Raw genomic sequence first — 25,085 nt, 5'->3', positions numbered from 1 at the left:
CAACTAGTTATTAGACATAATGATTATTGATCATAACTAAATATCCCCAAATACTCGCTCTGCATGCCGACGACGCACTCGGCCGAGAGAGGGTGGTACGTGAAGGCTCCACGAGCCCTGACGATGACCTTATCGGCGCCCTCGCTGGGGATAGAACAATGCTAAAACAGACGATCTCACGCCATTTCCGATGCACGAGCCGCTATCATGGTGACAACGCACCGGGCATCCTGAACCGCTTCCGCACCGGTGCAGGGGATGGGCCCGCGACACGATACTCGACCGCTGTCCTGGACAACGGCCCCGATCACACACAATGGCAGGTAGCGCTCGTACATCATGATTCCCGACGACCACGATCCACTCGACCAGGCGCGCCTGACGCAATTTCTCGGCTTCCGGATCACCCGGGCCGAGCTGCAGATCCGGCGACAGTTTCTGGATTGCGTGGCGAGCTTCGATCTGAAGCCGGTCGATTTCTCGCTGCTGGTACTGGTGGATGCCAACCCCGGCGCCAATCAGCGGCAACTGGCCGAAGTGCTGGACGTGTCGCCGCCCAATCTGGCGATCGTGGTCGCCCGTTTGATGAAGCGCGACCTGCTGCATCAGGTCAGAGGCAAGCAGGACCGGCGCATGCAGCATTTGCATCTCAGTGCCGCCGGCAAGTCACTGCTGGAACATGCCGAAAAAGCGGTGCAGCGCATGGAGTCACGCCTGCTGGCACACATCGGCGCCGAGCATGGCGAGGCGTTGCTGCAGGGCTTGGAGAGGCTGGAAAAGCTGCCCTGACGCCATGGCCGCGCGGCCTGCTGTCCGCGTGGCTGCTACTGGGCGTGACCGAGCTCCAGATGCCGATGGCCCAGCCAGGGCCCCGGACGGTACAGCCCAGCGCCGGGATAGACACCGGTGGCACCCGCTTTCTCGACACCCTCGGCCACACCGTTCCCGGCTGGCCCCTCCTGCAACACCCCCGGTTCTCCCACCCGAACGCGATCAAGGACGCCAGCGGCGAGCGCGTGGCCGACGCCAGGCAGCCCCTCCCCTATCCCGCCCTTGCCCCTTATAGACGATTCACGCTCGACAGCGATACGAGGAAATTTGCATGAACGACACGACGACACCGGCTTTCCCGCATCCGGACAGCTGGCACGGCAAGCTGTTCGACGGCGACTGGATCGATGCCCCGGAGCCTCTGGACGTCATCGAGCCGGGCTCCGGCCAGACGCTGCATCGGGTCGGCAAGGCCGGCGCCGAGAATGTCATCCGGGCCGTGGAAAAGGCCATCGCCGCCCAGCGTGCCTGGGCGGCGACACCACCGCGTGAGCGCGCAGGCGTCTTTCATCGCGCCGCCGCGCTGCTCGAGCACAACGCGGCCGAGGTGGCGAGCCGAATCGCCCGCGAAACGGGCGCCATCCTGCCCAAGGGCGAACATGAGGTGCGCGAAGCCATCGTCATGCTGCAGCGTGCCGCCGCCATGCCGCTGCAGGCGACGGGACAGGTACTGCCCAGCGCCCCGGGACGCATGAGCCTGGCGCGGCAGTTGCCGCTGGGCGTCGTCGGCGTGATCTCGCCGTTCAACTTCCCGCTGGTCCTGTCGCTGCGCTCGGTGGCACCGGCGCTCGCCGTGGGCAACGCCGTGGTGGTGAAGCCCGATCCGCGCACGCCCTACGCCGGCGGTTTCGCGATCGCCGAGGTACTGGCCGCCGCCGGGCTGCCCAAGGGGCTGCTGCACGTGCTGCCGGGGGGTGCCGACGCCGGTCAGGCGCTGGTCGAGGCCAAGGGCGTACCGATGATCGCCTTCACCGGCTCGACCGCCGCCGGACGCAAGATCGGCGAACTGGCGGGACGCCATCTGAAGAAGGTCTCGCTGGAGCTCGGCGGCAAGAACGCCCTGATCGTGCTCGACGACGCCGATCTGGATCAGGCGGTCTCGGCCATCGCCTTCGGAGCCTACTTCCATCAGGGGCAGATCTGCATGGCGACCGGTCGCGTTCTGGTCCAACGCAGCATCGCCGCGGAGCTGACCCGACGTCTCGCCGACAAGGCCCGGCAACTGCCGGTGGGCGACCCGGCCAAGGCCCAGGTGGCGCTGGGGCCGATCATCGATCAGCGCCAGCTCGAGCACGTCCGCGAGATCGTCGACGAGAGCGTTGCCGCCGGTGCGGTGATCGAGGCTGGCGGCACCCACGAGGGACTGTTCTACGCCGCCACGGTGCTCTCCAACGTGCGCCCGGGAATGCGCGCCTTCGAGGAGGAGATCTTCGGCCCGGTCGCCAACATCATCCCCTTCGACGACGACGATGACGCCGTGGCGCTGGCCAACGCCACCGACTACGGCCTCTCCGCCGGCATCCTGTCGGCCTCGGTCGGTCGCGCGATGGCGCTCGGCGAACGGCTCGACACCGGGCTGCTGCACATCAACGACCAGACCGTGGCCGACGAGGCGGTCAACCCGTTCGGCGGTACCGGCAGCTCGGGTAACGGCACCAGCGTCGGCGGTCCTGCGGACTGGGAGCAGTACACCCACTGGCAGTGGGTCACGATCAAGGATGCGCCACCGGCCTATCCGTTCTGAACATGAGTCCCCGGCAACCGGTCCCCGCCGGCCTCCCCGGGGGCTCTTCGACCCTCGAGTCATCGGCCATACACGCCCTGACCATCGAAAACCTGGCCCTCGACGACCGGGACATTGCCCGGCTCGTCTATTCCATCATCTGACGCCATATCGAGGTACTTCCATGGAATCGCAGCACGAGAAAGACACCGTCACCTACACCATCGACGCCGGCATCGCCTGGGTGAAGTTCAATCGACCCGAGAAGCGCAATGCCATGAGCCCGGCGCTCAACCGGCGCATGCTGGAAGTCCTCGACGAACTGGAATTCCACGATGACGTCGGCGTGCTGGTGCTGACCGGCGAAGGCAGCGCCTGGACCGCCGGCATGGACCTGCAGCAGTACTTTCGCGATACCGAAGCCCACGGCCTCGCCGGCACCCGCAAGGCCCAGCGCGAGAGCTATGGCTGGTGGCGCCGCCTGCGCTGGTACCAGAAACCGACCATTGCCATGATCAACGGCTGGTGTTTCGGCGGCGGCTACGGCCCGCTGTTCGCCTGCGATCTGGCCTTCGCCGCCGAGGAAGCCAAGTTCGGCCTGTCGGAGATCAACTGGGGCATCCTGCCCGGCGGCGGCGCCTCCAAGGTCGCCGTGGAACTGCTCTCCTTCCGCCGCGCGATGTACCACGCCATGACCGGCGAACCGGTCGACGGCGCCACCGCCGCCGAGTGGGGACTGGTCAACGAGGCCGTACCGCTCGCACGGCTCGAGACGCGCGTCACCGAAGTCGCCAAGGTGCTGCTCGAGAAGAATCAGATTGCCCTGAAGGCGACCAAGGATGCGCTGCGCCGCGTGCGCGAGATGACCTACGACAACGCCGAGGATTATCTGGTGCGTGCCCAGGAAGCCGCCAACAGCCACGACGACAGCGGGCGTCACGAGGGGCTCAAGCAGTTTCTCGACGAGAAGCGCTACAAGCCCGGCCTGGGCGCCTACGACCGTTCCCAGCACCGCGACGACTGACGCCAACCGAGGGGAGTCACCACCATGTTCGACTCATCGAACGCAGCGCCGACGCGTCCGCCCGAGGACGCGGTGAAGCGCCTGCTGACACCGCGCTCGATCGCCATCGTCGGCGCCTCGGCGACGCCCGGCGCGCTGGGCGCTTCGGTGCTCGGCAATCTGGAGCGCAACGCCTACAGCGGCGACATTTACCTGATCAATCCCAAGCGCAGCGAGATCGGCGGCCGCCCGTGCCTGAACGAAATCGCGGCACTGCCGCAAGGCGTCGACGTGGCGCTGCTGGCGATTCCCCAAGCAGCCGTGCTGGATGCGGTTCGCGAGCTGGCCGAGCGTCGTGTCGGGGCGGTCGTGATCTTCTCCGCCGGCTTCGCCGAGGCCGGCGAGGAAGGGCTGGCACAGCAGCGCGAGATCGCCCGCATTGCGGCACGAGCCGGCATGCTGGTGGAGGGTCCCAACTGCCTGGGCTGCATCCACTACCGCCAGCGCCTGCCGCTGACCTTCATCGAGGTCGCGATCAGCGCCGACGAGGCCGAGCGTCATCGCCAGCATCCGGCGATCGGCATCCTCTCTCAGAGTGGCGCGATGATGACGGTGCTCAATACCACGATCGCCAGCCGCGACCTGCCGCTCTCCTACGCCATTTCGACCGGCAACGAGGCCGCCAGCCATCTCGAGGATTATCTCGAGTATCTGCTCGAGGACCCGGGCACGCCGGTGATCGCGATGATCGCCGAGCAGTTCCGCCAGCCACGGCGGCTGCTGGCCCTGGCCCGACAGGCCAGGGAGCGGAACAAACGGCTGATCTTGCTGCATCCGGGCAAGAGCAGTGCCGCCCGCGCCTCCGCCGCCACCCATACCGGTGCCATGGCGGGCGACTATGCGGTGATGCGGGCGCTGGTCGAGCGTGCCGGCGTGGTACTCGCCGACACCCTCGAGGAGCTCGGCGACATCGCCGAAATCGCCCTGCGCTGCCCGCGCCTGCCCAACGCCGGCACCGCGATTCTGGGCGAGTCCGGTGCGTTCAAGGCGCTGTGTCTCGATCTCTGCGAAACGCTCGAGCTACCCCTGCCGCAGATCGGCGCCGAGGACTCGCCGGCACTGCGCGAGGCCATGCCGACCTTCGTCGAGGTGAGCAATCCGCTCGATCTGACCGCCCAGGGGCTGGTCGACCCGGACATTTATCAGCGTACGCTGACGGCACTGTTCGCCGATGAGCGCTTCGGCGCGGTGGTGATCGGCCTGATCCAGACCGATCCGGTCACCTGCCGGATCAAGCTGCCGCCGGTGCTGCAGGCGGTTCGCGAGCATCGGCCGGCGTTGCCCGTCGTCTGTGCCGGCCTCGACGAAGGAGCGCTCATCCCCGAGGAGTACATAAGCGAGCTACGTGCGCTTGGCGTGCCCTACTTTCCCAGCCATGAGCGCGCGCTGCGTGCCCTCGCCCGCCTGCGGCACCTGGCCGAGCGCGACTTCGAGGTCGCGGCGCCCGCGTCATTGTCGCTGGCGCTGCCCGAGCGCGCAGGCGTGATCCCCGAATACCAGGCAAAGCACCTGCTGGGACCGCTCGGCATCCCCTTCGCCGAGGGCGAACTGGCCACCTCGCCCGATCAGGCTCGAACCATCGCCACACGCCTGCAGGGTGCGGTCGCCCTCAAGGCACAGTCGCCGGCGCTGAGCCACAAGAGCGATGTCGGCGGCGTGATTCTCGGGGTCGAAGGCGATACGGCCGTGGCCCAGGCGTGGCAGCGCATGCACGACGACCTGGCCCGCCTCGCGCCGGGCACCGACCTCGACGGCATCCTGATCGAGCGGATGAGTCCCCCCGGCTGCGAGATGATCGTCGGCGCCCGCCACGATCCGCAGTGGGGGCCGATCATCCTGGTCGGCTTCGGCGGCGTCACCGCCGAGGTAGTGCGCGACGTGCGTCTGCTGCCGGCGGATCTCACGGTGCCGGCGGTCATGCGCGAACTGGATCGTCTCCATGGCGCGGCGCTGCTGAAAGGCCATCGCGGCAAGCCCGAGTGCGATATCCGCGCCCTCGCTGAGCTGGTCGTACGTCTGGGCGCCCTGATGCAGGCCGAACCGCGAATCGCCGAGATTGATCTCAACCCGGTCATGGTCTATTCCAAGGGCCAGGGCGTGCTCGCCCTGGATGCCCTGATGCTGGTCGACTGAGCCCCGCCGGGCGGCGCGGCAGATCGCGATGGCCGACGAGTCTGCCGCCGGATAGGCGAATCGAACGATAGCCACGTTGAAAGCTGGACATGCTGGAGGATATACCGATGCCGCCCCAATTCGATCTCTCCCGCCTCGACCCCGAGGTTCAGGCGGTCCTGGGCGAGATGGCCGCCCAATCTCTGCCACCGCTGGATACTCTGCCGATCGCGCAGATGCGCGAGGTCTATCGCACGATGGGGAATCTCCTCGGCGGCGACACCAAGCCGATGCACGCGATTCGCGCGCTCGAGGCCGACGGCCCCCAGGGCCCGATTCCCCTGCGTCTGTATCAGCCGCAGGCGCCAGGGGGCGCCCCCCAACCCGCCACGATCTATCTCCATGGTGGCGGCTGGACGATCGGCGATCTGGAGAGTCACGACAAGATCTGCCGACGCCTCGCCCACGGCTCGGGGGAGGCGGTGATCGCCGTCGATTATCGGCTGGCTCCCGAATACCCCGCGCCGGCCGGCCCCGAGGACGTGCTCGCGGCGATCCGCTGGATAGCCGCCCACGCAGATGCGCTGGGGTTGGATGCGTCGCGCCTGGCAGTGGCGGGCGACAGTGCCGGCGGCGGACTATCGGCGATGGCGTGCCAGCAGTTGCGCGGCAGCGAGGTGGCGCTGTGCGCCCAGGTGTTATTCTATCCCAGCGTCGATCTCACTCCGGACTCGGACGACTTCCCGTCGCGCCAGCGCAACGGTGACGTGCCACCGCTAACCACCGAGCTGATGCACGCCCTCGCCGAACCCTTCGTTGGCGACCATGACACCACCGACCTGCGCGTGTCACCGCTGCGCGCCACCGACTTCAGCGGTCTGCCGCCGGCGCTGATCGTAGCCGCCGAGTACGATGCCCTGCTCGACGAGGGCCGCTACTATCGCGATGCGTTGCAAGCGGCGGGCGTAGCGGTCGAGTATGTGGAGGTGCCGCGCATGGTCCACGGCTTCATCGAAATGGCTGGCGCAGTATCCGCCGCTGCGCGCACACTCGACCAGGCTGCGGGCTTCCTGCGTCGGCATCTCGCCACGGCTGTCTGACAGGGTCCGCCCGGCCGCGCTTACTGGTAGCGTCCCGGCCGATTGGCGATCTTCTCCAGCCCCCAGCCTTCACGGTGAATGCCGCTTTCCAGTATTCGCTCGGCCGCTTCCGGCAATCTCGGGAAGAAGTTGAGCCCCGTACGCGCCTCGATTTCGTCGACACTGACCAGAAAGCGATCCAGCGGTTCGTTGCCGCGCACGTTCTGCGGCACCAGAAAGGCCAACACATGCGTGGTCTTGCCCGGCACGACCAGGATCTTGTAGAAGGCTTCGGGCACCTGCACGAAGCCGACCCGATGGAAGAAGTCATCGCCGAAGACCGGACCGGTGACCACCCAGAGCCCTCCGAAACGCGGCACGAAATCGTCCATGACCGCTTCCTCCAGACGCTGCCAGAGACGCCGGTTGAGGTCGGGGCGCTGCGGGGTGATGTTGGTCATCATGAACGTCTGCAACTGAGCCTGACGCCCATACACTGCCGAGATGGCATAGTTGGGCGCCAGATGGCCGCGATCGTAGCCGCTGCGCGTATAGTCATCGGACGTTACCGGCCAGAGCGAACGCCAGTCTCGCTTGAAGCCATCGGGCCGCGGAGCGCTATGCGGGTTCTCTACGGCATGCAGGTAGTAACTGGCCCATAGAGGACTGATGCGAATGTCCGACCAGCCGACCAGGTAACCGTCGTTGCGCAACACGCGCTGGAACGTGGTCAGGCTCGGCGCTTCCCACTCCGGGACGCCCATCCAACTGAGCTGATCGCGATAGTCACGCTCCTGCCAGTACCAGAGCCCGCTTCCTACCAGAGCGAAGACGATCGAAATGCCACCGGCCCTGATCAGGCGGCGAACCTGCCATGCAATGCTTGCTATCATCACTGATGCACCTTACGAATCATCCCCGCGCTCTTGACGCAGAGCGCGTCCAACATCCTTCATAAGGACATCAAATGGAGCGCGACCATGGAGTACGCGAAGTCAGCGTACGCAACCAACAGGCAGCGTGAATTTGCCAATCCTGAATTCCTGTGCGTAAAACGAATCACTCGGCATTACTATCGGCCAGTCTGGACGCCGCTTGAGCGGTTCCAAGCCCGTCGGCCTGCTAGAGACCGACCGAGAACATGGTTTCCAGGTCGTGACGCGAATGCACCTGCAGGGCATTGAGAGTCTCGGTATCTCGGATTCCCTCCACGGTCATCAAGCGTACCGTCACCAGCTCCGCCAATGTCTCGAAGTCGCGTGTACGCGCGATGGCCACCAGATCGTAACGTCCGCAGGTGGAATAGACTTCGCTGATGCCTTCGACCCCGGCCAGGCGCTGAGCCACCGACCTGACCTGTCCCTTCTCCACATCGATCAGAATCACCGCATTCTGCATTCCGTTCTCTCCCGTGAATCTGCAATGCCTGTAAGCGCCAGACTTCGCCACCTCAAGGCCCGCAGTATATCAGCTTGTGAAGGCAGCGTTCTCCAGGCGTAGCAGACGGCGCTTGAAAGAGGCGCCACCGCTATAGCCACCCATGCCCCGGGACGATACCACTCGGTGGCAGGGAATGATCAATGGCAGTGGGTTGGCGCCATTGGCCGCACCGATTGCACGTGCCGCTCCCTCACGACCCAGCCGCTTGGCCAGCGCCCCGTACGTACAGGTCTGTCCATAGGGTATACGCAACAATGCTGCCCAGACCTCCTTCTGAAACGTGCTGCCCTGCGGGGCCAGTGCAACACTGAAGCTGCGCCGTCGTCCGCCAAGGTATGCCAATAGCTGATCGCACGCCTCGCTCAGGTAGACATCGTCTCTCTCCCAGTCAGCCTCGGGCTCGACGGGAACGTCTCCCCTGGGCAGGCGCAGATGACACAACCCATGCGTATTACCGGCCAGCAACAGATTGCCAAGTTCTGTCTCTAATATCGTATATTTCATGATGCTCTCGCCCCGATGGCGGGTTCGCCGTTGCGCGGCGGATTGCCGCAACAACCAGGCGGAATCTCGCCCTGCAGCCTCCTGTTAAAGTAGGATGAAAGTGTAGAGTTCCCGATACGATAATTCATCGAAAAAGCGCTGAACTCTGCCAGAACGAGACAAGAGCGGAATACCGCCTCACCTGCGACCACCGCGTGATCGGCAATTGGCGTTGCCAAGGGGTCCAGGGTGCTTACCGTGCATTAATGAATGATCAAGGAGATACCATGGCCAATCAAAGCCGCCGTGATTTCATGCGTAACAGCCTTCTCGGCCTTGCCGCTCTGCCGCTAGGGGCAGGTATCCTGTCGCAGCGCGCCCTGGCCCAGGAGTTGACGCCGCTCGACCCCGACAACCCGCAGGCCAAAGCCTTGAATTATGTTACGGATGCCAGCCAGGCCAGCGGCCATCCCGCCTACGAGGAAGGGGAGCACTGCGCCAACTGCATGTTCTTCAAGGAAGCCAACCATGGTTGCCAGCTCTTTCCCCAGCATAGCGTCGAACCCGGCGGCTGGTGTCAGTCCTGGACCCAGAAGCCCTGACAACGTTGCGCCGGATATCTTCCGGCGCCTCTTTTTGCTCATGCGTTTTGTTCATGCATCGTTTTTCATGCGTCGCTTGTCGCCAGTCAGCCCCGCTCCTCCTCGGGTAATGGCCACTGGTAACGCCGCACCACCGTCTCCTCTTCCATCGACTCCAGCCTGACCGGGAACCCCCACAGCTGATGCAGGTGCCGCATCACCGGATAGACGCTCTTGCCCAGCGGACGCCGGCGATCCTGCACATGGCGCAGCATCAGGGAGCGGTCGCCGCGTACGTTCGCCTCCCATACCTGAATATTCGGCTCGCGTACCGACAAGGCGTATTGCGTCGACAAGGCTTCGCGCACCCGCTGATAGCCTCGGTCGTCATGAATGGCGGAAATGGTCAGCATCTCGTCGCGATCGTCGTCCACCAGCGCAAACAGCTTCAGATCGCGAATCACCTTGGGCGATAGAAACTGCTGGATGAAGGATTCATCCTTGAAGTTACGCATGGCGAAGTGCACGGTCTCCAGCCAGTCGCCGCCGGCCATATCGGGAAACCATGTCCGATCCTCATCGGTTGGCGCCTGGCATATCCGCTTGATGTCGGAGAACATCGCGAATCCCAGCGTGTAGGGATTGATGCCGCTGTAGTAGGGACTGTCGAAGTCGGGCTGGTTGACGACTGCAGTGTGCGACTGCAAGAACTCCAGCATAAGCCCTTCATCCACCAGCCCCTCGTCATACATGCGGTTCATCAAGGTGTAATGCCAGAATGTGGCCCACCCTTCATTCATGACCTGCGTCTGGCGTTGTGGATAGAAATACTGGGCCAGCTTCCTGACGATTCTCACGATTTCCCGCTGCCAGGGTTCCAGCAGCGGTGCATTCTTCTCGATGAAGTAGAGCAGGTTCTCCTGCGGCTCGGCAGGATAGCGTCCATGGCGGTGCAGCCCGAGCGGATCCTCTTCGTCATGTTCGACCCCGGCCGCATTGGCTTGGGCCGGTGTCGGGATCGTGCTCCACAAGGCATTGATCTGCGTCTGCAGATAGGCTTCACGCTCCTGCTGGCGACGCATCTCCTCTTCGGCCGAGATGGGGGAAGGACGCTTGTAGCGGTCGACGCCATAATTCTGCAGCGCGTGGCAGGCATCGAGCAGTTGTTCGACTGCCGTCACCCCGTGACGCTCCTCGCACTCGGTCACGTACTTTCGAGCGAAAACCAGATAATCGATGATGGCCGAGGCATCGGTCCAGGTGCGGAACAGATAATTGCCCTTGAAGAAGGAGTTGTGGCCATAGCAGGCATGCGCCATGACCAGCACCTGCATCATCAGGGTGTTCTCTTCCATCAGGTAGGCGATACAGGGGTCGGAGTTGATCACCAATTCGTAAGCGAGCCCCATCTGCCCACGCCGGTAAGCCTGCTCAACGGAAAGAAACTGCTTACCGAACGACCAGTGATGATAACCGACCGGCATGCCTACGCTGGCGTAGGCGTCCATCATCTGCTCCGAGGTGATGACTTCGATCTGGTTAGGATAGGTATCGAGACGATACTCGTCGGCGAGCCGGGCAATTTCACGCTCGTACTCGGCTAGCACCTCGAAGTTCCAGTCGGAACCGCGGGCAATCGGCGCTCGTGTTGTCATGTAGCCTCCTCGAAGGATGACCCGTGCGGCATGCTGTCCGTTCAGACCTGGGCACGGCTGCGGAAGAGCTCGCGAAAAACCGGATAAACCTCCCCCGCTTGAACGATCTGCTGCATGGCAAAGCGTTCGGGATACTCTGCCTGCACGGTCTCATACTCTTCCCATAAAGCCTGATGCGCGTGCGGCGTGATTTCCACATAAGCGTAATACTGCAGGCGCGGCATCAATGCCTTGGCCAGCAGTTCGCGGCAGGTCGTGGAATCGTCATCCCAGTTGTCACCGTCCGAGGCCTGGGCCACGTACAGATTCCACTGTCCCGGCGGATAGCGCGCATTGATGATCTTATCGACCAGTGTCAGCGCGCTGGAGACAATCGTGCCGCCCGTCTCCCTCGAGTAGAAGAACTCCTGCTCATCGACTTCCTTGGCTGCCGTGTGATGACGCACGAACACCAGCTCGACCTTTTCGTAGTTGCGCTCCAGAAACAGGTAGAGCAGCAGAAAGAAGCGCTTGGCAATATCCTTGTGGGACTGCGTCATGGAACCCGAGACGTCCATGACACAGAACATCACCGCCTTGTTGGACGGCTGCGGCTGGTTGACCAGGTTGTTGTAACGAAGATCGTAGGTATCGATGAAAGGGACCGCTTCCAGGCGACGCTCCAGACGGGCGATCTCGGCCTTCAGTTCCGTGATGCGCGAAGGGTTTCGCAGCACGGGATCCTTGCGTTCTTCCGCCTCCAGAGCCTCGACGGCCTCGCGCAGGGCGCGGCGGATGGGCGCGCGCATGGCGATGCGTCGGGCCTGGGCCTCGCGCATGGAACGGACAATATTGATTCGCGCCGGAATGCCGTCGCGCGAGATGCCGGCACGTACCGGCTTGACCTCCTCCACGTCGGCGAGCTGCTTGCGCTCGAGATGAGGCAATTCGAGCCCATCGAAGACGAAATCCAGAAACTCCTCACGCGACAGGGTAAAAGCGAACTCATCCATGCCCTCGCCCTGATTGGAGGCGCTACCCTCGCCGCCCCCGTCGCCTCCCCCACCGCCACCGGGGCGCCGCAGCCGATCCCCCTCGGTGAACTCCTTGTTTCCCGGACTGACGATCGTGCGCTGCCCTCCCGGGCCATGCTGAAACACCGGTTCGGAAATGTCCCGGGCGGGAATCGAAACCTTCTCGCCACGCTCCATGTCGGTAATCGAGCGGCGGTTGACCGCCTCCTCCACGGAACGTTTGATATGGGTACGATAACGCTGCAGGAAGCGTTGGCGATTGACGGCACTCTTGTGACGGGCATTGGCCCGTCGGTCGATGAAATAGCTCATGCTGACCTCCGCTGCGCGTTACAAACCGCAGGATTCCCGGGACCGCTCGGCCCCGGGAGGGGCACTTGATGCTGCGAAGCCCGCCGGATGGCAATATCCGCGCAACCCCGCTCAACTCATGACGACGTGCGCTCCGCTCTACTGCGACTTGCGTACACGCAGATACCACTCCGAAAGCAGACGGACCTGTTTCTCGGTGTAGCCGCGATCAACCATCCGTGCCACGAAGTCCTCGTGCTTACGCTGATCCGCGGTTGAAGCCTTGGCGTTGAAGGAGATGACGGGAAGCAGCTCCTCCGTGTTGGCAAACATCTTTTTCTCGATAACGCCCCGCAGCTTCTCATAGGACTGCCAGCTGGGATTCATACCGTTGTTCTGGGCGCGTGCCCGCAGCACGAAGTTGACCACCTCATGGCGAAAGTCCTTGGGGTTGGAAATGCCTGCCGGCTTCTCGATCTTTTCCAGCTCTTCGTTAAGCGATTGCCGGTCGAACAACTCGCCGGTCTCCGGGTCGCGATACTCCTGATCCTGAATCCAGAAGTCGGCATACGTCACGTAGCGGTCGAAGATGTTCTGCCCGTATTCGGAGTAGGACTCCAGATAGGCGGTCTGGATCTCCTTGCCGATGAAATCCACGTAGCGTGGCGCCAGATACTCCTTGATGTAGCGCAGATAACGCTCGTGGGTCTCCTTGGGCAGTTGCTCCTGCTCGAGACGCTGTTCGAGCACGTAGAGCAGGTGCACCGGATTGGCCGCTATCTCATGGGTGTCGAAGTTGAAGACCTTGGAGAGAATCTTGAAGGCAAAACGTGTCGACAGCCCGTCCATTCCCTCGTCGACCCCCGCACTGTCGCGGTACTCCTGGATCGACTTGGCCTTCGGATCGGTATCCTTGAGATTCTCGCCGTCGTAGATTCGCATCTTCGAATAGACACTCGAATTCTCCGGCTCCTTGAGGCGCGAGAGCACCGTGAACTTGGCCAGCATGCGCAGGGTGTCCGGGGCACAAGGCGCCTGGTCGAGCGAGGAGTGCTCCAGAAGCTTCTGATAGATCTTGATCTCCTCGGACACGCGCAGGCAATACGGCACCTTGACGATATAGACACGATCGAGAAAGGCTTCGTTGTTGCGGTTGTTGCGAAACTGCTGCCATTCGGATTCGTTGGAGTGAGCTAGCACGATACCGTCGAAGGGAATCGCCCCCATCCCCTCGGTGGGGTTGTAATTGCCCTCCTGCGTTGCCGTCAGCAGCGGATGCAGGACCTTGATCGGCGCCTTGAACATTTCGACGAATTCCATCAGCCCCTGGTTGGCCTTGCACAACCCGCCGGAGAAGCTGTAAGCGTCGGGATCGTCCTGCGAGTAGAGTTCCAGCTGACGGATATCGACCTTGCCCACCAGCGAAGAGATATCCTGATTGTTCTCATCGCCCGGCTCGGTCTTGGAAATGGCGATCTGGTTGAGACGGGAGGGGTGCAGGCGCACTACGCGGAACCTGGAGATATCGCCTCCGTACTCCTTGAGTCGCTTGGCCGCCCAGGGCGACATCACCGCGCGCAGGTAGCGCTGGGGAATGCGGTACTCCTTCTCGAGCAGTTCGCCGTCCTCTTCGGGAGAAAACAGCCCCAACGGCGACTCGTAAACCGGCGAATCCTTGATCGCATAGAAAGGCACCCGCTCCATGAGCAGCTTCAGACGCTCCGCCAATGAGGACTTGCCGCCCCCTACCGGCCCCAGCAGATAGAGGATCTGCTTGCGCTCCTCCAATCCCTGCGCAGCGTGGCGAAAATAGGCCACGATCTGCTCGATGGCCTCCTCCATGCCGTGGAATTCGGAAAATGCCGGATAACGCCGAATCACCTTGTTGGTAAAAATGCGCGACAGTCGGGGATCCTTGGCCGTATCGATGACCTCCGGCTCGCCGATGGCGGACAGCATGCGTTCAGCTGCCGAAGCGTATGCACCGGAGTCCTGACGACAGAGCTCCAGATACTCCTGAAGACTCATCTCTTCCTGCTGAACCTGCTCGTAGCGGTTCTGCACATGCTCGAAGATGCTCATGGAAAGCCTCCTTATCGCGACTCCCGGTCGCTGACTACTGTCGTCCGGATTCCGGGCTGGTTAATCATCAGAATAGACGGATGAAGGAAGACTGGCGTAGGCAGGCATGACATTCGGAATTCAACGCAGTGCATCCTCTCTATGTCTGAGAACCCAGCGTGCCTCGATTGTTTCGTTGAAACGAGCAGGATCACTTCGTACTTTCGTTGTGGCGGACGAAGCCCGACATCATCTTTTCGTGGGTACGACCTAAAGAAGGCGGCCGGCATGCCATCATGCCGGCCAGCGAGAGGAGCAACAGCAGGGCAGGAAGATCAAGTACTGGCCAGCGCCTGACGAATGTCGGCAAGCAGAGCATCGAGAAGCTCGGTGGTCGTGTTCCAGGCACATACGAAACGCACTCCGCCGGCACCGATGAAGGTATAGAACGCCCAACCGAGGCTGCGCAGGCGTTCGATCACGGCCACCGGCAAGCTGACGAAGACGCTGTTGGCCTGGGCGGGAAACAGCAGCTTGGCACCGGACAGCTGGGCCAGCCCATCGACAAGGTAGCGTGCCATGGCATTGGCATGCTCGGCGTTGCTCCGCCAGGCCCCGGTTTCCAGCAGCCCCAGCCAAGGAGCGGCAATGAAGCGCATCTTGGACGCCAGTTGCCCGGCCTGCTTGCACCGATAGGCAAAATCCTCCGCCAGATCATGATTGAAGAACAGGATTGCCTCGCCCACCGGCAGCCCGTTCTTGGTGCCTGAGAAGCACAGGGCATCGACTCCGACCTGCCAGGTCAGCTCCGCCGGCGAGGCCTCCAATGCCACGCAGGCGTTGGCGAAGCGGGCCCCGTCCATGTGCAGGCGCAGATCGTACTTGTCTGCCATGGTGCGGATAGCCAGCAACTCGTCCCGTGAATAGACAGTCCCCACCTCGGTCGCCTGGGTAATCGAGACCACCCGGGGCTTGGGATAATGAATGTCGCTGCGCCGGGTAACCAGCTGCTCGATGCCCGCCGGGGTCAGCTTGCCCTCGTTGCCCGAACAGGTCAGCAGCTTCGAGCCGTTGGAGAAGAACTCCGGCCCGCCGCACTCGTCGGTTTCGATGTGCGCCAGCTCATGACAGATCACGCTGTGGTAGCTCTGGCCCATGGAGGCCAGGGCCAGCGAATTGGCCGCCGTACCGTTGAAGACGAAGAAAACGTCGCAATCGTAATCGAACAGTTCACGAAAGCGATCGGCCGCCCGGTGGGTCCAGACATCGTTGCCGTAAGCCAGGTCATCACACGCATTGGCCCTGATTAGATATTCAAGCGCTTCGGGGCAGATGCCCGAGGTGTTGTCACTGACCAGAAAGCGAGGTGTACAGTCGGAGGCCATGCCTTGAATCCTTCAATGAAGTCCGGGAGAGAGGACTGAAACGACGCCACGCCGGCATGGCCGATATTCACCTGACCGCACCGGAACGGCATGATAGACATCGTTTCAGTCTAACATCAGCGTATCGTACCGGTACCCCAAGCCGGGACGGCTCTCCCAATGTGCAGTTTCACAGCTCGGCCGCCAGGCGGGTTCCCTGGCCAATGGCCTGCTTGGCATCCAGCTCGGCCGCCTCGAAGGCGCCCCCGATCACATGCACGTCAATACCGGCGGATTTCAGCGGTGCCACGAGCTCCACCACCGACTCCTGACCGGCGCAGATCACCACATGATCAACCTCGATCCGTCTCATGTCGCCATCGACGCTCACATGCAATCCCTCATCATCGATGCGCTGGTACTCGCACCCCGTCAGGATCTTGACCCCGCGCTGCTTGAGCGAAGCCCGGTGCACCCAGCCGGTGGTCTTGCCCAGGCTCTTGCCGGGCTTCGAGGTCTTGCGCTGCAGCATCACCACCTCGCGCGGCGTAGCCGGCCGGCGCGGCGGTTTCATGCCCCCCCGCTCGCCGACCGCCAGGTCGACGCCCCATTCCTCACACCAGGCCTCGGCGTCCAGAGAGGGATGCCCGACATGGGTCAGCAACTCCGCCACATCGAAGCCGATTCCTCCCGCCCCGATAATCGCCACCCGCCTGCCGATCCGCTCGGGGTGCATGATCGCCATCGGGTAACTCACCGCCTTGGGATGATCGATGCCGGGCAACGACAGTTCGCGGGGCCGAACCCCCGTAGCCAGGACGACTGCATCGAAACCGCTCAAGGTCCGGACGTCCGCTGCACTATTGAGACGCAACTCGACGCCGCTCTTGTCGAGCATGACCTGAAAATAACGGATCGTTTCGTCGAACTCTTCCTTGCCGGGAATGCGGCGCGCAAAATTGAACTGCCCGCCAATCTCTCCCTGGCGCTCGAAAAGCGTGACCCGATGCCCCCTCTGGGCAGCGGTAAGGGCGCAGGCCAGCCCTGCCGGCCCACCACCTACCACGGCAACGGTGCGTGGCGTTTCAGCCGGCGCAATGACCAGTTCAGTCTCATGGCAGGCCAGCGGATTGACCAGGCAGGACGTCAGCTTGCCCTGGAAGGTGTGATCGAGACATGCCTGATTGCAGGCGATACAGGTGTTGATCTCTTCGGCCCGCCCTTCCATGGCCTTCAATGTCCACTGCGGATCGGCAAGAAAGGGCCGGGCCATGGATACCATGTCGGCATGCCCCTGCGCCAGCACCCGCTCCGCCACATCGGGCATATTGATGCGGTTGGTGGTGATCAGCGGCACCTTCAGCTCCGCCTTCAACCTGCGGGTGACCTCGGTAAACACGGCCCTTGGCACACTGGTCACGATGGTGGGCACACGGGCCTCGTGCCAACCGATACCCGTGTTGATCAGATCGGCTCCGGCCGCCTCGATGGCCTTGCCCAAGGCCACGATCTCCTCCCAGCTACTACCCTCCTCGACCAGATCGATCATCGACAGGCGGAAGATGATCAGGAAATCCTTGCCCAAGGTCTCTCGAATACGCCGGACGATCTCGACCGGGAAGCGAATCCGGCGCGCAAAGTCGCCCCCCCAGTCATCGTCACGATGATTGGTACGCGGGCAGATGAACTGATTGATCAGATACCCCTCCGAGCCCATCACTTCGACCCCGTCATAGCCGGCATCGCGAGCCAGTTGCGCGCAGCTCACATAATCGGCGATCTGCTGTTCGACCTCCGAGGAGGACAACGCGCGAGGCATGAAGGGATTGATAGGTGCCTGAATGGCGGAGGGCGCGACCAGTTCGGGAGAATAGGCATAACGTCCGGCATGCAGGATCTGCATGCAGATTCGGCCCTGCTCGGCATGAACGGCTTCGGTGATCGGGCGGTGGCGCTCGCTCTCTTCGGCTGTCGTCAGCTTGGCGGCGCTCTGGAAGACCGCGCCCTCGGGGTTGGGAGCAATTCCTCCGGTCACGATCAAGCCGACACCCGCCCTTGCCCGCTCACGGTAAAAGGCGGCCAGCCTGGCGAACCCGTGGGGTGCTTCCTCCAGATTGGTATGCATCGATCCCATGAGGATACGATTCTTGAGCGTCAAAGGACCGAGCTCCAGCGCTCGGAACAGGTGCGGATAATGGGTCACGGTCGAAGCCTCGCCTGGACGCAATTCAAACAAGTGTATGAACATTGTAGCGAAGAGCGCACGAGACACAATCTCGACCAAGGTGCAGGGTACCAACGGAATAACGGAATATGCGTGCGCAGGAGGCGAAGCGAAGAAGAGGGATACAGATCCTGAAACGACAAAACCCCAAGAAGATTCTCGGGGTTTTCATCAGCAACCGAATGGCGGAGCGGACGGGACTCGAACCCGCGACCTCCGGCGTGACAGGCCGGCATTCTAACCGACTGAACTACCGCTCCGCATGGTGGGTGGTACTGGGCTCGAACCAGTGACCCCCAGCTTGTAAGGCTGGTGCTCTTCCAACTGAGCTAACCACCCATATCGGTCATGCTTACTGCAATGTTCAGGATGATGGCGGAGCGGACGGGACTCGAACCCGCGACCTCCGGCGTGACAGGCCGGCATTCTAACCGACTGAACTACCGCTCCATACTGACGCCGCAGGTGTATGCACAACCTTTGACGAACATCCCGATCTCGTGAAAATGGCGGAGCGGACGGGACTCGAACCCGCGACCTCCGGCGTGACAGGCCGGCATTCTAACCGACTGAACTACCGCTCCACATATTCACTACGTGTTCCAGGCCAAGTCGCTTGAACCCTCCAGAGCGACGTGGTGGGTGGTACTGGGCTCGAACCAGTGACCCCCAGCTTGTAAGGCTGGTGCTCTTCCAACTGAGCTAACCACCCCTGGTCACGTGGCGCTGCATTCTACAGAGCTCCGAATGAAAGTCAACAGCTTTTCCCTTCGGTATTTTGCATCGCATTCATCGACTTGCGCGCATCCAAGCGGCTATGCGGCTCGTCGCCTCGTCAATCAGGGCATCTTGGGTATGCCCGGTACGCTTGCAGGGTTTCCAGTCATGGTCCCCATCTTCGAGAAAATGCACCTTTGCCGCTTTCGGCAGCTCATAGCTCTCGATATCCTCACGGTTGCCGAAGGGATCCCGAGTGCCCTGCAATACCAGCATAGGGCAGCGAATCATCGGCCAGTGGTCGAGGCGCGTCCTGTCGGGCCTGCCCGGCGGATGAAAGGGATAGCCGCACATCACCAGGCCCGGCGCTTCTTCTCGCGCCGCCAGGATGCTGGCCACACGCCCGCCCATCGACTTCCCGCCCAGCCATACAGCGGGCAAGCCCTCATGAGTCACGATATCGCGCCACCGGGCCATCTCGGTCACCAGCTGGTCGATTTTCGGCGGGGGACGGCGCCGCGACTCCTCTTGCATTCGCTGCATATAACGGAACTCGAAGGCCAGCGTCTGAACGCCGACGCGTGCCAGCGACTCGCAGACGCCCCGCATGAAGCCCGATTGCTGCCCAGCTCCGGCACCATGTGCCATCAGCAAACGGCCTGCCTGAGCTTCACCGCGTATTTCCAGGAACCCCATATTCTCGACATGGACATGACGAGGGGGATTCTCCCGCAACAGATCACTCAAGTCTTCGGGAGCGACCGTCCGGCTCTCATGACCACGGCTCATCATTACCCACCTGTCTATCCATTGGTAGGAGTCGCCTGAGCACGCTTGTTCAGGTTACCCCCCGGCTGCGCTAGAATTCGGGTCCTGCACTTTGATCTACGTCATCATGCAGGCGGTAGGCCTAAGGCACACTGCCGCCTGGGACTTCCCCCAACACCGCGTTCGATGGGAACCTAACATGAGTACAGCATTTGAACACCCGACCTACAATTATAAAGTAGTTCGGCAGTTCGCGATCATGACCGTGGTATGGGGCATCGTAGGCATGGGCCTAGGTGTCTTCATTGCTGCGCAGCTGATCTGGCCGGAACTGAATTTCGGCTTGCCTTGGACAAGCTTCGGGCGTCTACGCCCCCTGCACACTAACGCAGTGATCTTCGCTTTCGGCGGATCCGCACTGATGGGGACTTCGCTGTACGTCGTGCAGCGTACCTGTCAGGCACGGCTCTTCTCCGACAAGTTGGCTGCCTTTGTCTTCTGGGGCTGGCAGGCAGTCATTGTCCTGGCGGCCATCACGCTTCCCTTGGGATTCACGACCTCCAAGGAATATGCCGAGCTGGAATGGCCGATCGACATTCTGATCACCATCGTCTGGGTCGCCTACGCTGCGGTATTCCTGGGAACCATCAAGAAGCGCAAGACTTCGCACATCTATGTCGCCAACTGGTTCTATGCCGCTTTCATCCTGACGGTCGCGGTGCTGCACATCGTCAACTCGGCGGAAGTTCCGGTCAGCCTCTTCAAGTCGTATTCCGCCTATGCCGGTGCCACCGATGCCATGGCTCAGTGGTGGTACGGTCATAATGCCGTCGGCTTCCTGCTGACAGCGGGCTTCCTGGGCATGATGTATTACTTCGTTCCCAAGCAGGCCGAACGCCCCATCTACTCCTACCGCCTGTCCATCGTGCATTTCTGGGCACTGATAACGACTTACATGTGGGCAGGATCGCACCACCTGCACTATACCGCCCTGCCCGACTGGGCGCAGTCACTGGGCATGATCATGTCGATCATTCTGCTGGCTCCCAGCTGGGGCGGCATGATCAACGGCATGATGACGCTCTCCGGTGCCTGGCATAAGCTGCGTACCGACCCGATCCTGCGATTCCTGGTCGTCGCCCTGTCCTTCTACGGCATGTCGACCTTCGAAGGCCCGATGATGGCGGTCAAGACGGTCAACGCTCTGTCGCATTACACCGACTGGACGATCGGTCACGTGCATGCCGGGGCATTGGGCTGGGTCGCCATGATCACCATCGGCTCGATGTATCACCTGATTCCGCGCCTGTTCAACCGTGCCGACATGTACTCCACCAAGCTGATCGCCACGCACTTCTGGCTGGCAACCATCGGTACCGTCCTCTACATCTCGGCCATGTGGGTCAACGGCATTCTTCAGGGCCTGATGTGGCGGGCAGTGAACGCCGACGGCACCCTGATGTACACCTTCATCGAAGCGCTCGAGGCCAGCCATCCGGGATATATCGTTCGCTGGCTCGGTGGGTGCTTCTTCCTGACAGGCATGCTGCTGATGGCGCTCAACGTCTACCTCACGGTAAAACGCGGCGAAGAAGCACATAAGCCGGTCCCCCAGACTGCCTGATCTACCAGGGAACCTGACTCCGATGAAACACGATATTATCGAGAAGAACGTAGGCCTGCTGGCGGTGCTGATCCTGGTCGTGATCAGCTTCGGCGGCCTGGTCGAGATCGTGCCACTGTTCTTTCAGAAGGAAACCACACAGCCGGTCGAGGGGCTGCGCCCCTTGAGCGCGCTGGAACTCGAGGGCCGCGATATCTATATCCGCGAAGGATGCAACAACTGTCATTCGCAGATGATCCGCCCTTTCCGCTCCGAGACCGAACGCTACGGGCATTACAGCGTAGCCGGCGAGTTCGTCTACGATCACCCCTTCCTGTGGGGTTCCAAGCGTACCGGGCCTGACCTGGCACGTGTCGGCGGGCGCTACAGCGATGACTGGCATCGCGCTCACCTGTACAACCCGCGAGACGTCGTCCCCGAATCCAAGATGCCGAACTACCCCTGGCTGTTCGAAAATACGCTGGATGGGCAGGATACGCCGGACAAGATGCGCGCTCTGAAAGGGCTGGGTGTGCCTTACACCGAGGAAGACATTGCCGGCGCCACCCAGGCCGTCCGCGGCCAGCAGGAAATCGCCGCCGTGGTGGCCTATCTGCAGCAACTGGGCACGGTACTCAAGGACACACGCTGAATCATGGATATCGGAACCTTTCGAGGCATCACGACCCTGCTGATTCTGATCGCCTTTCTCGGCGTGGTGTTCTGGGCCTACTCGAAGCGTCGCAAGAGAGACTTCGACGAAGCGAAGAATCTTCCATTCGCCGATGAAGACACTCCGGCACATGAGCGTGACCCTACAGATTCGAAAAACAGGGCCAATTCCCGACATGACAGGGGAGACAAGAACACATGAGTAATCTTTGGGGTGACTCCCTCTCCAGCTTCTGGAGCGCCTGGATCATCGTCATCACCCTGGGCACGATCATCTTCTGTTGGTGGATACTGTTCGCCAACCGCAAGACCGACAAGCAACCCAATGCCAACGGCGAAGTCGAAACTACCGGACATAGCGCCGATGGCATCGACGAGTTCGACAACCCGTTACCGCGCTGGTGGTTCCTGCTGTTTATGGGCACCATCATCTTCGCCCTGGGCTATCTGCTCCTGTTTCCCGGGCTGGGCAACTTCAAAGGCCTGCTGGGCTGGACTCAGGAGAGTCAGTGGCAAGCCGAGATCGACTACGCACAGGAGCAGTACGCGCCGATCTTTACCCAGTATCAGGAAATTCCCATTCCCCAACTGGCCCAGGACGAAGATGCCATGCGGGTCGCCGAGCGCATCTATCTCAACAACTGTGCGGTATGCCACGGCTCCAACGCCAAGGGCGGCTACGGCTTTCCGGACCATACCGACAACGACTGGCTCTATGGCGGCACGCCTGAAGCCATCACCGTCAGTATCGCCGAAGGACGCAACGGTCTGATGCCCTCATGGCAACAATTGGGCGAGGAGAACCTGCGCAACGTGGCCAACTACGTCCTGAGCCTGTCCGGCGAAGAACACGACGCCGCGCGGGCCAGCGAGGGCGAAGCGATCTTCAACTCCGCCTGCGTGGCCTGTCACGGACCAGACGGCAAGGGTAACCCGGCGATCGGCTCCGCGGACCTGACCGACACTGTCTGGCTATACCGTCGTCCCGGCCAGGACACGATGGATTCCGTCATGGAAACCCTGCGCAACGGTCGTAACGGCCACATGCCGGCCCAGGCTGCGTATATCGGCGAGGACAAGGTTCACCTCGTCTCAGCCTATGTCTATAGCCTGTCTCACTGAGACGGTCTCGGGTGCGGCCTGGCGTCGCACCCGCCTCTTCAGTACCGCCATGCCGGTTAGAATATGCTTCGGCTCCCCGCCGCTCTTCCGGATACCTTTCACCAGGACGTGACAAAGAGTCTCGGTTTCAGGCATTGCCTCCTCTTGTCCAATGCCCGCCTCTGGCCTCGCCTGGAAGTCTCTCCAGGCAAAGCGCGACAGATCAACCAGACCCCGTATGACGGGCAATCGGCAGCCTGCCGTACAGAAGAATTCACCAAGAAGACCCTTCATCGGGTCCCGGCGGCAAGACCGGAATAAATGACACAATTGGTGGCCAGCGATGAATAAGATTCCGCTTCAGGACGTGACACCGAATGGCAAAGTCGGCACCCACGATCCCACCCAGGCGACGCAGGAAATGTATGCCAGACGTCGCCATCTCTATGTCCGCCAGATCCAAGGGTTTTTTCAGCACATTCGCCGCTACGCCAACTGGGCTCTGATGGCACTGTATTTCGGTACCGTCTGGCTGCAGTGGGATGGGCGTCAGGCGGTATGGTTCGACCTGCCCTCGAGGGAGTTCCATATCTTCGGTGCCACCTTCTACCCGCAGGATTTCATGCTGCTGTCGTGGTTGCTGATCATCTGCGCCTTCGGTCTGTTCCTGATTACCGTGTTCGCCGGACGCGTGTGGTGCGGTTACACCTGCCCGCAGAGCGTATGGACCTGGCTGTATATCTGGGTCGAACACATCACCGAGGGCTCGCGCAACAAGCGCATGAAGCTCGACAAGCAGCCGATGAACAAGGAAAAGGCCGTCCGCAAAGGGGCCAAACATGCATTGTGGCTGTTGATTGCCTTCGCCACCGGCCTCACCTTCGTCGGCTACTTCACGCCGATACACGGTCTGGTCGCGGATTTCGCCACTCTGGACGTGGGCGGCTGGGCACTGTTCTGGGTGGGCTTCTTCACTCTCTTCACCTATCTCAACGCCGGCTGGCTGCGTGAACAGGTGTGCATCTACATGTGCCCCTACGCCCGTTTCCAGGCCGTCATGTTCGACAAGGACACCCTGATCGTGTCCTACGATGAAGCCCGTGGCGAGGCACGTGGTGCTCGCAAGAAAAGCGTCGATCCACGTACCCAGGGGCTGGGCGACTGTATCGATTGCGGTCTTTGTGTGCAGGTCTGCCCCACGGGGATCGACATCCGCAACGGCCTACAGTACGAATGCATCACCTGCGCCGCCTGCATCGACGCCTGCGATAGCGTCATGGACAAGATGAACTACCCGCGAGGCCTGATCCGTTACACGACCGAGCACGCCCTGCAGGGTGGCAAGACACACATCCTGCGCCCACGACTGATCGGCTACATGGTGGCGCTGCTCGCCATGATCGGCGTGTTTGCCTATACCGTCAGCGACCGACTGCCGCTCGACGTCGATGTCGAACGCGACCGCAACCAGCTCTTCAACATGACGCAAGACGGCGAAATGAGTAACTCCTACACGCTGAGCATCCGCAACCTGGACAAGCAGGCGCATCGATATGAAATCTCGGCTCAGGGTCTGGAAGGGTTGCACCTGATCGGAAACGACACCATCACCATCGATGCCAGTTCCAGCAGGACCCTGCCCGTGCAACTGGCCGTGCCGAGCGACTCGCTCACCGCCCCCAGCCATGCCGTCACGATTCGTATCGCGGCACAAGACGATTCGACCATTGCCCTGGACAAGGAAGCGCGCTTCCTGGGGCAGGCCAGGAGATAACCATGCAACACTCACGCCCCTGGTACAAAGAGTTCTGGCCCTGGTTCCTGCTTGCCATTCTGGCGATGTCCATCGCCATGGGTACGACCTTCCTGGTACTGTCCATTACCAGCTATGACGGGTTGGTCGAGGACAACTATTACAAGAAGGGCCTGGCCATCAATGAGGTTCTCGATCAAGAGCAGCACGCTGCCGAACTCAACATGGCCGCCACGCTGAGCGTCGACAACCTCACCGGTGACGTTGTCATCGAACTGGAAGGTGACGAACGTCCCGAGCAACTCAAGCTGAACCTCATCTTTCCCTCTCAAGGGAGACAGGACCAGAGCATCTCGCTGCAACGCGTACGTGACGGGCACTACGTGGGCCAGTTGCCGCAGAAACTGAACTATCGCTGGTACGTGCAGCTGCAGCCGGTGACGCAGGAAGGCGACCCCGCGTGGCGTCTTAACGGCGAAGCCCACTTCCCTCTGGAGGCCCCGGTGCGTCTGAGCGCATCGAGCAGCGGTACGTGATGGCCCAAGGCAATC

22 protein-coding genes and 5 tRNA genes are annotated in these 25,085 nt (G+C 61.8%); 12 read left to right on the top strand and 15 right to left on the bottom strand.

All coding sequences use genetic code 11. The annotated features are described in order from the left end of the window. Positions 1-339: 339 nt before the first annotated feature. Positions 340-789 (top strand): MarR family winged helix-turn-helix transcriptional regulator, encoded by a 450-nt coding sequence (locus ACYQ12_RS04780; protein ID WP_459868490.1) that lies wholly within the window; start codon positions 340-342, stop codon positions 787-789. A 35-nt stretch (positions 790-824) separates the two neighbouring features. On the opposite strand, the gene ACYQ12_RS04775 is transcribed toward ACYQ12_RS04780, so the two are convergent. After that, positions 825-968 carry a hypothetical protein gene (locus ACYQ12_RS04775; protein WP_459868487.1) on the bottom strand — a complete coding sequence of 48 codons (144 nt, stop codon included), beginning with the start codon at positions 966-968 and terminating at the stop codon, positions 825-827. A 134-nt stretch (positions 969-1,102) separates the two neighbouring features. Here ACYQ12_RS04775 and ACYQ12_RS04770 point away from each other — a divergent pair, with 134 nt between their 5' ends. From ACYQ12_RS04770 to ACYQ12_RS04755, 4 genes are all read left to right on the top strand, one after another. Further along, positions 1,103-2,575: a benzaldehyde dehydrogenase gene (locus ACYQ12_RS04770; RefSeq protein ID WP_459868484.1), complete on the top strand. Its 1,473-nt coding sequence runs from the start codon at positions 1,103-1,105 to the stop codon at positions 2,573-2,575. A 163-nt stretch (positions 2,576-2,738) separates the two neighbouring features. Continuing rightward, a complete protein-coding gene (locus ACYQ12_RS04765; protein ID WP_459868481.1) occupies positions 2,739-3,578 on the top strand; it encodes a p-hydroxycinnamoyl CoA hydratase/lyase in 840 nt (279 codons plus the stop codon). A 24-nt stretch (positions 3,579-3,602) separates the two neighbouring features. After that, positions 3,603-5,750: an acetate--CoA ligase family protein gene (locus ACYQ12_RS04760; RefSeq protein ID WP_459868478.1), complete on the top strand. Its 2,148-nt coding sequence runs from the start codon at positions 3,603-3,605 to the stop codon at positions 5,748-5,750. 107 nt (positions 5,751-5,857) lie between these two features. After that, positions 5,858-6,829, top strand: a complete 972-nt coding sequence (locus ACYQ12_RS04755) for an alpha/beta hydrolase (RefSeq protein ID WP_459868475.1) — start codon at positions 5,858-5,860, stop codon at positions 6,827-6,829. A gap of 20 nt (positions 6,830-6,849) precedes the next feature. Here ACYQ12_RS04755 and ACYQ12_RS04750 read toward each other — a convergent pair whose 3' ends face one another. From ACYQ12_RS04750 to ACYQ12_RS04740, 3 genes are all read right to left on the bottom strand, one after another. After that, positions 6,850-7,701 (bottom strand): DNA/RNA non-specific endonuclease, encoded by an 852-nt coding sequence (locus ACYQ12_RS04750; protein WP_459868472.1) that lies wholly within the window; start codon positions 7,699-7,701, stop codon positions 6,850-6,852. A 229-nt stretch (positions 7,702-7,930) separates the two neighbouring features. After that, positions 7,931-8,206, bottom strand: coding sequence for an Lrp/AsnC family transcriptional regulator (locus ACYQ12_RS04745; protein ID WP_459868468.1), 276 nt, complete (start codon positions 8,204-8,206; stop codon positions 7,931-7,933). A 69-nt stretch (positions 8,207-8,275) separates the two neighbouring features. Beyond that, the gene (locus ACYQ12_RS04740; protein ID WP_459868465.1) at positions 8,276-8,752 is read right to left on the bottom strand and encodes a methylated-DNA--[protein]-cysteine S-methyltransferase; all 477 of its coding nucleotides are present in this window, start codon (positions 8,750-8,752) and stop codon (positions 8,276-8,278) included. 266 nt (positions 8,753-9,018) lie between these two features. On the opposite strand from ACYQ12_RS04740, the gene ACYQ12_RS04735 reads away from it, so the two are divergent. Beyond that, positions 9,019-9,333: a high-potential iron-sulfur protein gene (locus tag ACYQ12_RS04735; protein ID WP_459868462.1), complete on the top strand. Its 315-nt coding sequence runs from the start codon at positions 9,019-9,021 to the stop codon at positions 9,331-9,333. A gap of 86 nt (positions 9,334-9,419) precedes the next feature. Here the strand turns inward: ACYQ12_RS04735 and ACYQ12_RS04730 are convergent, their stop codons facing one another. From ACYQ12_RS04730 to ACYQ12_RS04680, 11 genes are all read right to left on the bottom strand, one after another. Beyond that, complete coding sequence (locus ACYQ12_RS04730; protein WP_459868459.1) at positions 9,420-10,967, bottom strand: SpoVR family protein; 1,548 nt, start codon at positions 10,965-10,967, stop codon at positions 9,420-9,422. Between the two features lie 41 nt (positions 10,968-11,008). After that, positions 11,009-12,292: a YeaH/YhbH family protein gene (locus tag ACYQ12_RS04725; protein WP_459868456.1), complete on the bottom strand. Its 1,284-nt coding sequence runs from the start codon at positions 12,290-12,292 to the stop codon at positions 11,009-11,011. Between the two features lie 138 nt (positions 12,293-12,430). Next, positions 12,431-14,353: a PrkA family serine protein kinase gene (locus tag ACYQ12_RS04720; RefSeq protein ID WP_459868453.1), complete on the bottom strand. Its 1,923-nt coding sequence runs from the start codon at positions 14,351-14,353 to the stop codon at positions 12,431-12,433. A gap of 314 nt (positions 14,354-14,667) precedes the next feature. Beyond that, positions 14,668-15,717: a threonine aldolase family protein gene (locus ACYQ12_RS04715; RefSeq protein WP_459868450.1), complete on the bottom strand. Its 1,050-nt coding sequence runs from the start codon at positions 15,715-15,717 to the stop codon at positions 14,668-14,670. 169 nt (positions 15,718-15,886) lie between these two features. Further along, the gene (locus ACYQ12_RS04710; protein WP_459868447.1) at positions 15,887-17,944 is read right to left on the bottom strand and encodes an FAD-dependent oxidoreductase; all 2,058 of its coding nucleotides are present in this window, start codon (positions 17,942-17,944) and stop codon (positions 15,887-15,889) included. A 159-nt stretch (positions 17,945-18,103) separates the two neighbouring features. Further along, positions 18,104-18,180 (bottom strand) — tRNA-Asp (locus tag ACYQ12_RS04705). A 3-nt stretch (positions 18,181-18,183) separates the two neighbouring features. Beyond that, positions 18,184-18,259, bottom strand: a tRNA-Val gene (locus tag ACYQ12_RS04700). Positions 18,260-18,293: 34 nt separating this feature from the next. After that, positions 18,294-18,370: transfer RNA gene (locus ACYQ12_RS04695), tRNA-Asp, on the bottom strand. Positions 18,371-18,427: 57 nt separating this feature from the next. Continuing rightward, positions 18,428-18,504, bottom strand: a tRNA-Asp gene (locus ACYQ12_RS04690). 52 nt (positions 18,505-18,556) lie between these two features. Then, positions 18,557-18,632: transfer RNA gene (locus tag ACYQ12_RS04685), tRNA-Val, on the bottom strand. A 77-nt stretch (positions 18,633-18,709) separates the two neighbouring features. Beyond that, on the bottom strand, positions 18,710-19,426 hold the full coding sequence (locus ACYQ12_RS04680; protein ID WP_459868444.1) for an alpha/beta family hydrolase: 717 nt from the start codon (positions 19,424-19,426) through the stop codon (positions 18,710-18,712). Positions 19,427-19,604: 178 nt separating this feature from the next. Here ACYQ12_RS04680 and ccoN point away from each other — a divergent pair, with 178 nt between their 5' ends. From ccoN to ACYQ12_RS04650, 6 genes are all read left to right on the top strand, one after another. After that, complete coding sequence (ccoN, locus tag ACYQ12_RS04675; protein WP_459868441.1) at positions 19,605-21,029, top strand: cytochrome-c oxidase, cbb3-type subunit I; 1,425 nt, start codon at positions 19,605-19,607, stop codon at positions 21,027-21,029. A gap of 22 nt (positions 21,030-21,051) precedes the next feature. Beyond that, complete coding sequence (ccoO, locus tag ACYQ12_RS04670) at positions 21,052-21,660, top strand: cytochrome-c oxidase, cbb3-type subunit II (protein WP_459868437.1); 609 nt, start codon at positions 21,052-21,054, stop codon at positions 21,658-21,660. 3 nt (positions 21,661-21,663) lie between these two features. Further along, entirely contained in the window at positions 21,664-21,882 is a 219-nt protein-coding gene (locus ACYQ12_RS04665; protein WP_459868435.1) for a cbb3-type cytochrome oxidase subunit 3, read from the top strand. Then, on the top strand, positions 21,879-22,802 hold the full coding sequence (gene ccoP, locus ACYQ12_RS04660; RefSeq protein WP_459868432.1) for a cytochrome-c oxidase, cbb3-type subunit III: 924 nt from the start codon (positions 21,879-21,881) through the stop codon (positions 22,800-22,802). Before ACYQ12_RS04665 ends, ccoP begins: the two co-directional genes overlap by 4 nt. Positions 22,803-23,124: 322 nt before the next feature. Continuing rightward, positions 23,125-24,555, top strand: a complete 1,431-nt coding sequence (ccoG, locus tag ACYQ12_RS04655; RefSeq protein ID WP_459868429.1) for a cytochrome c oxidase accessory protein CcoG — start codon at positions 23,125-23,127, stop codon at positions 24,553-24,555. Between the two features lie 2 nt (positions 24,556-24,557). Next, on the top strand, positions 24,558-25,070 hold the full coding sequence (locus ACYQ12_RS04650; RefSeq protein WP_459868426.1) for a FixH family protein: 513 nt from the start codon (positions 24,558-24,560) through the stop codon (positions 25,068-25,070). Positions 25,071-25,085: the final 15 nt, after the last annotated feature.

This window comes from Halomonas shantousis (genome assembly GCF_054654615.1).
The sequence above is the reverse complement of the archived record's forward strand: the minus strand, read 5'-3'. Positions and strand labels throughout refer to the sequence as shown.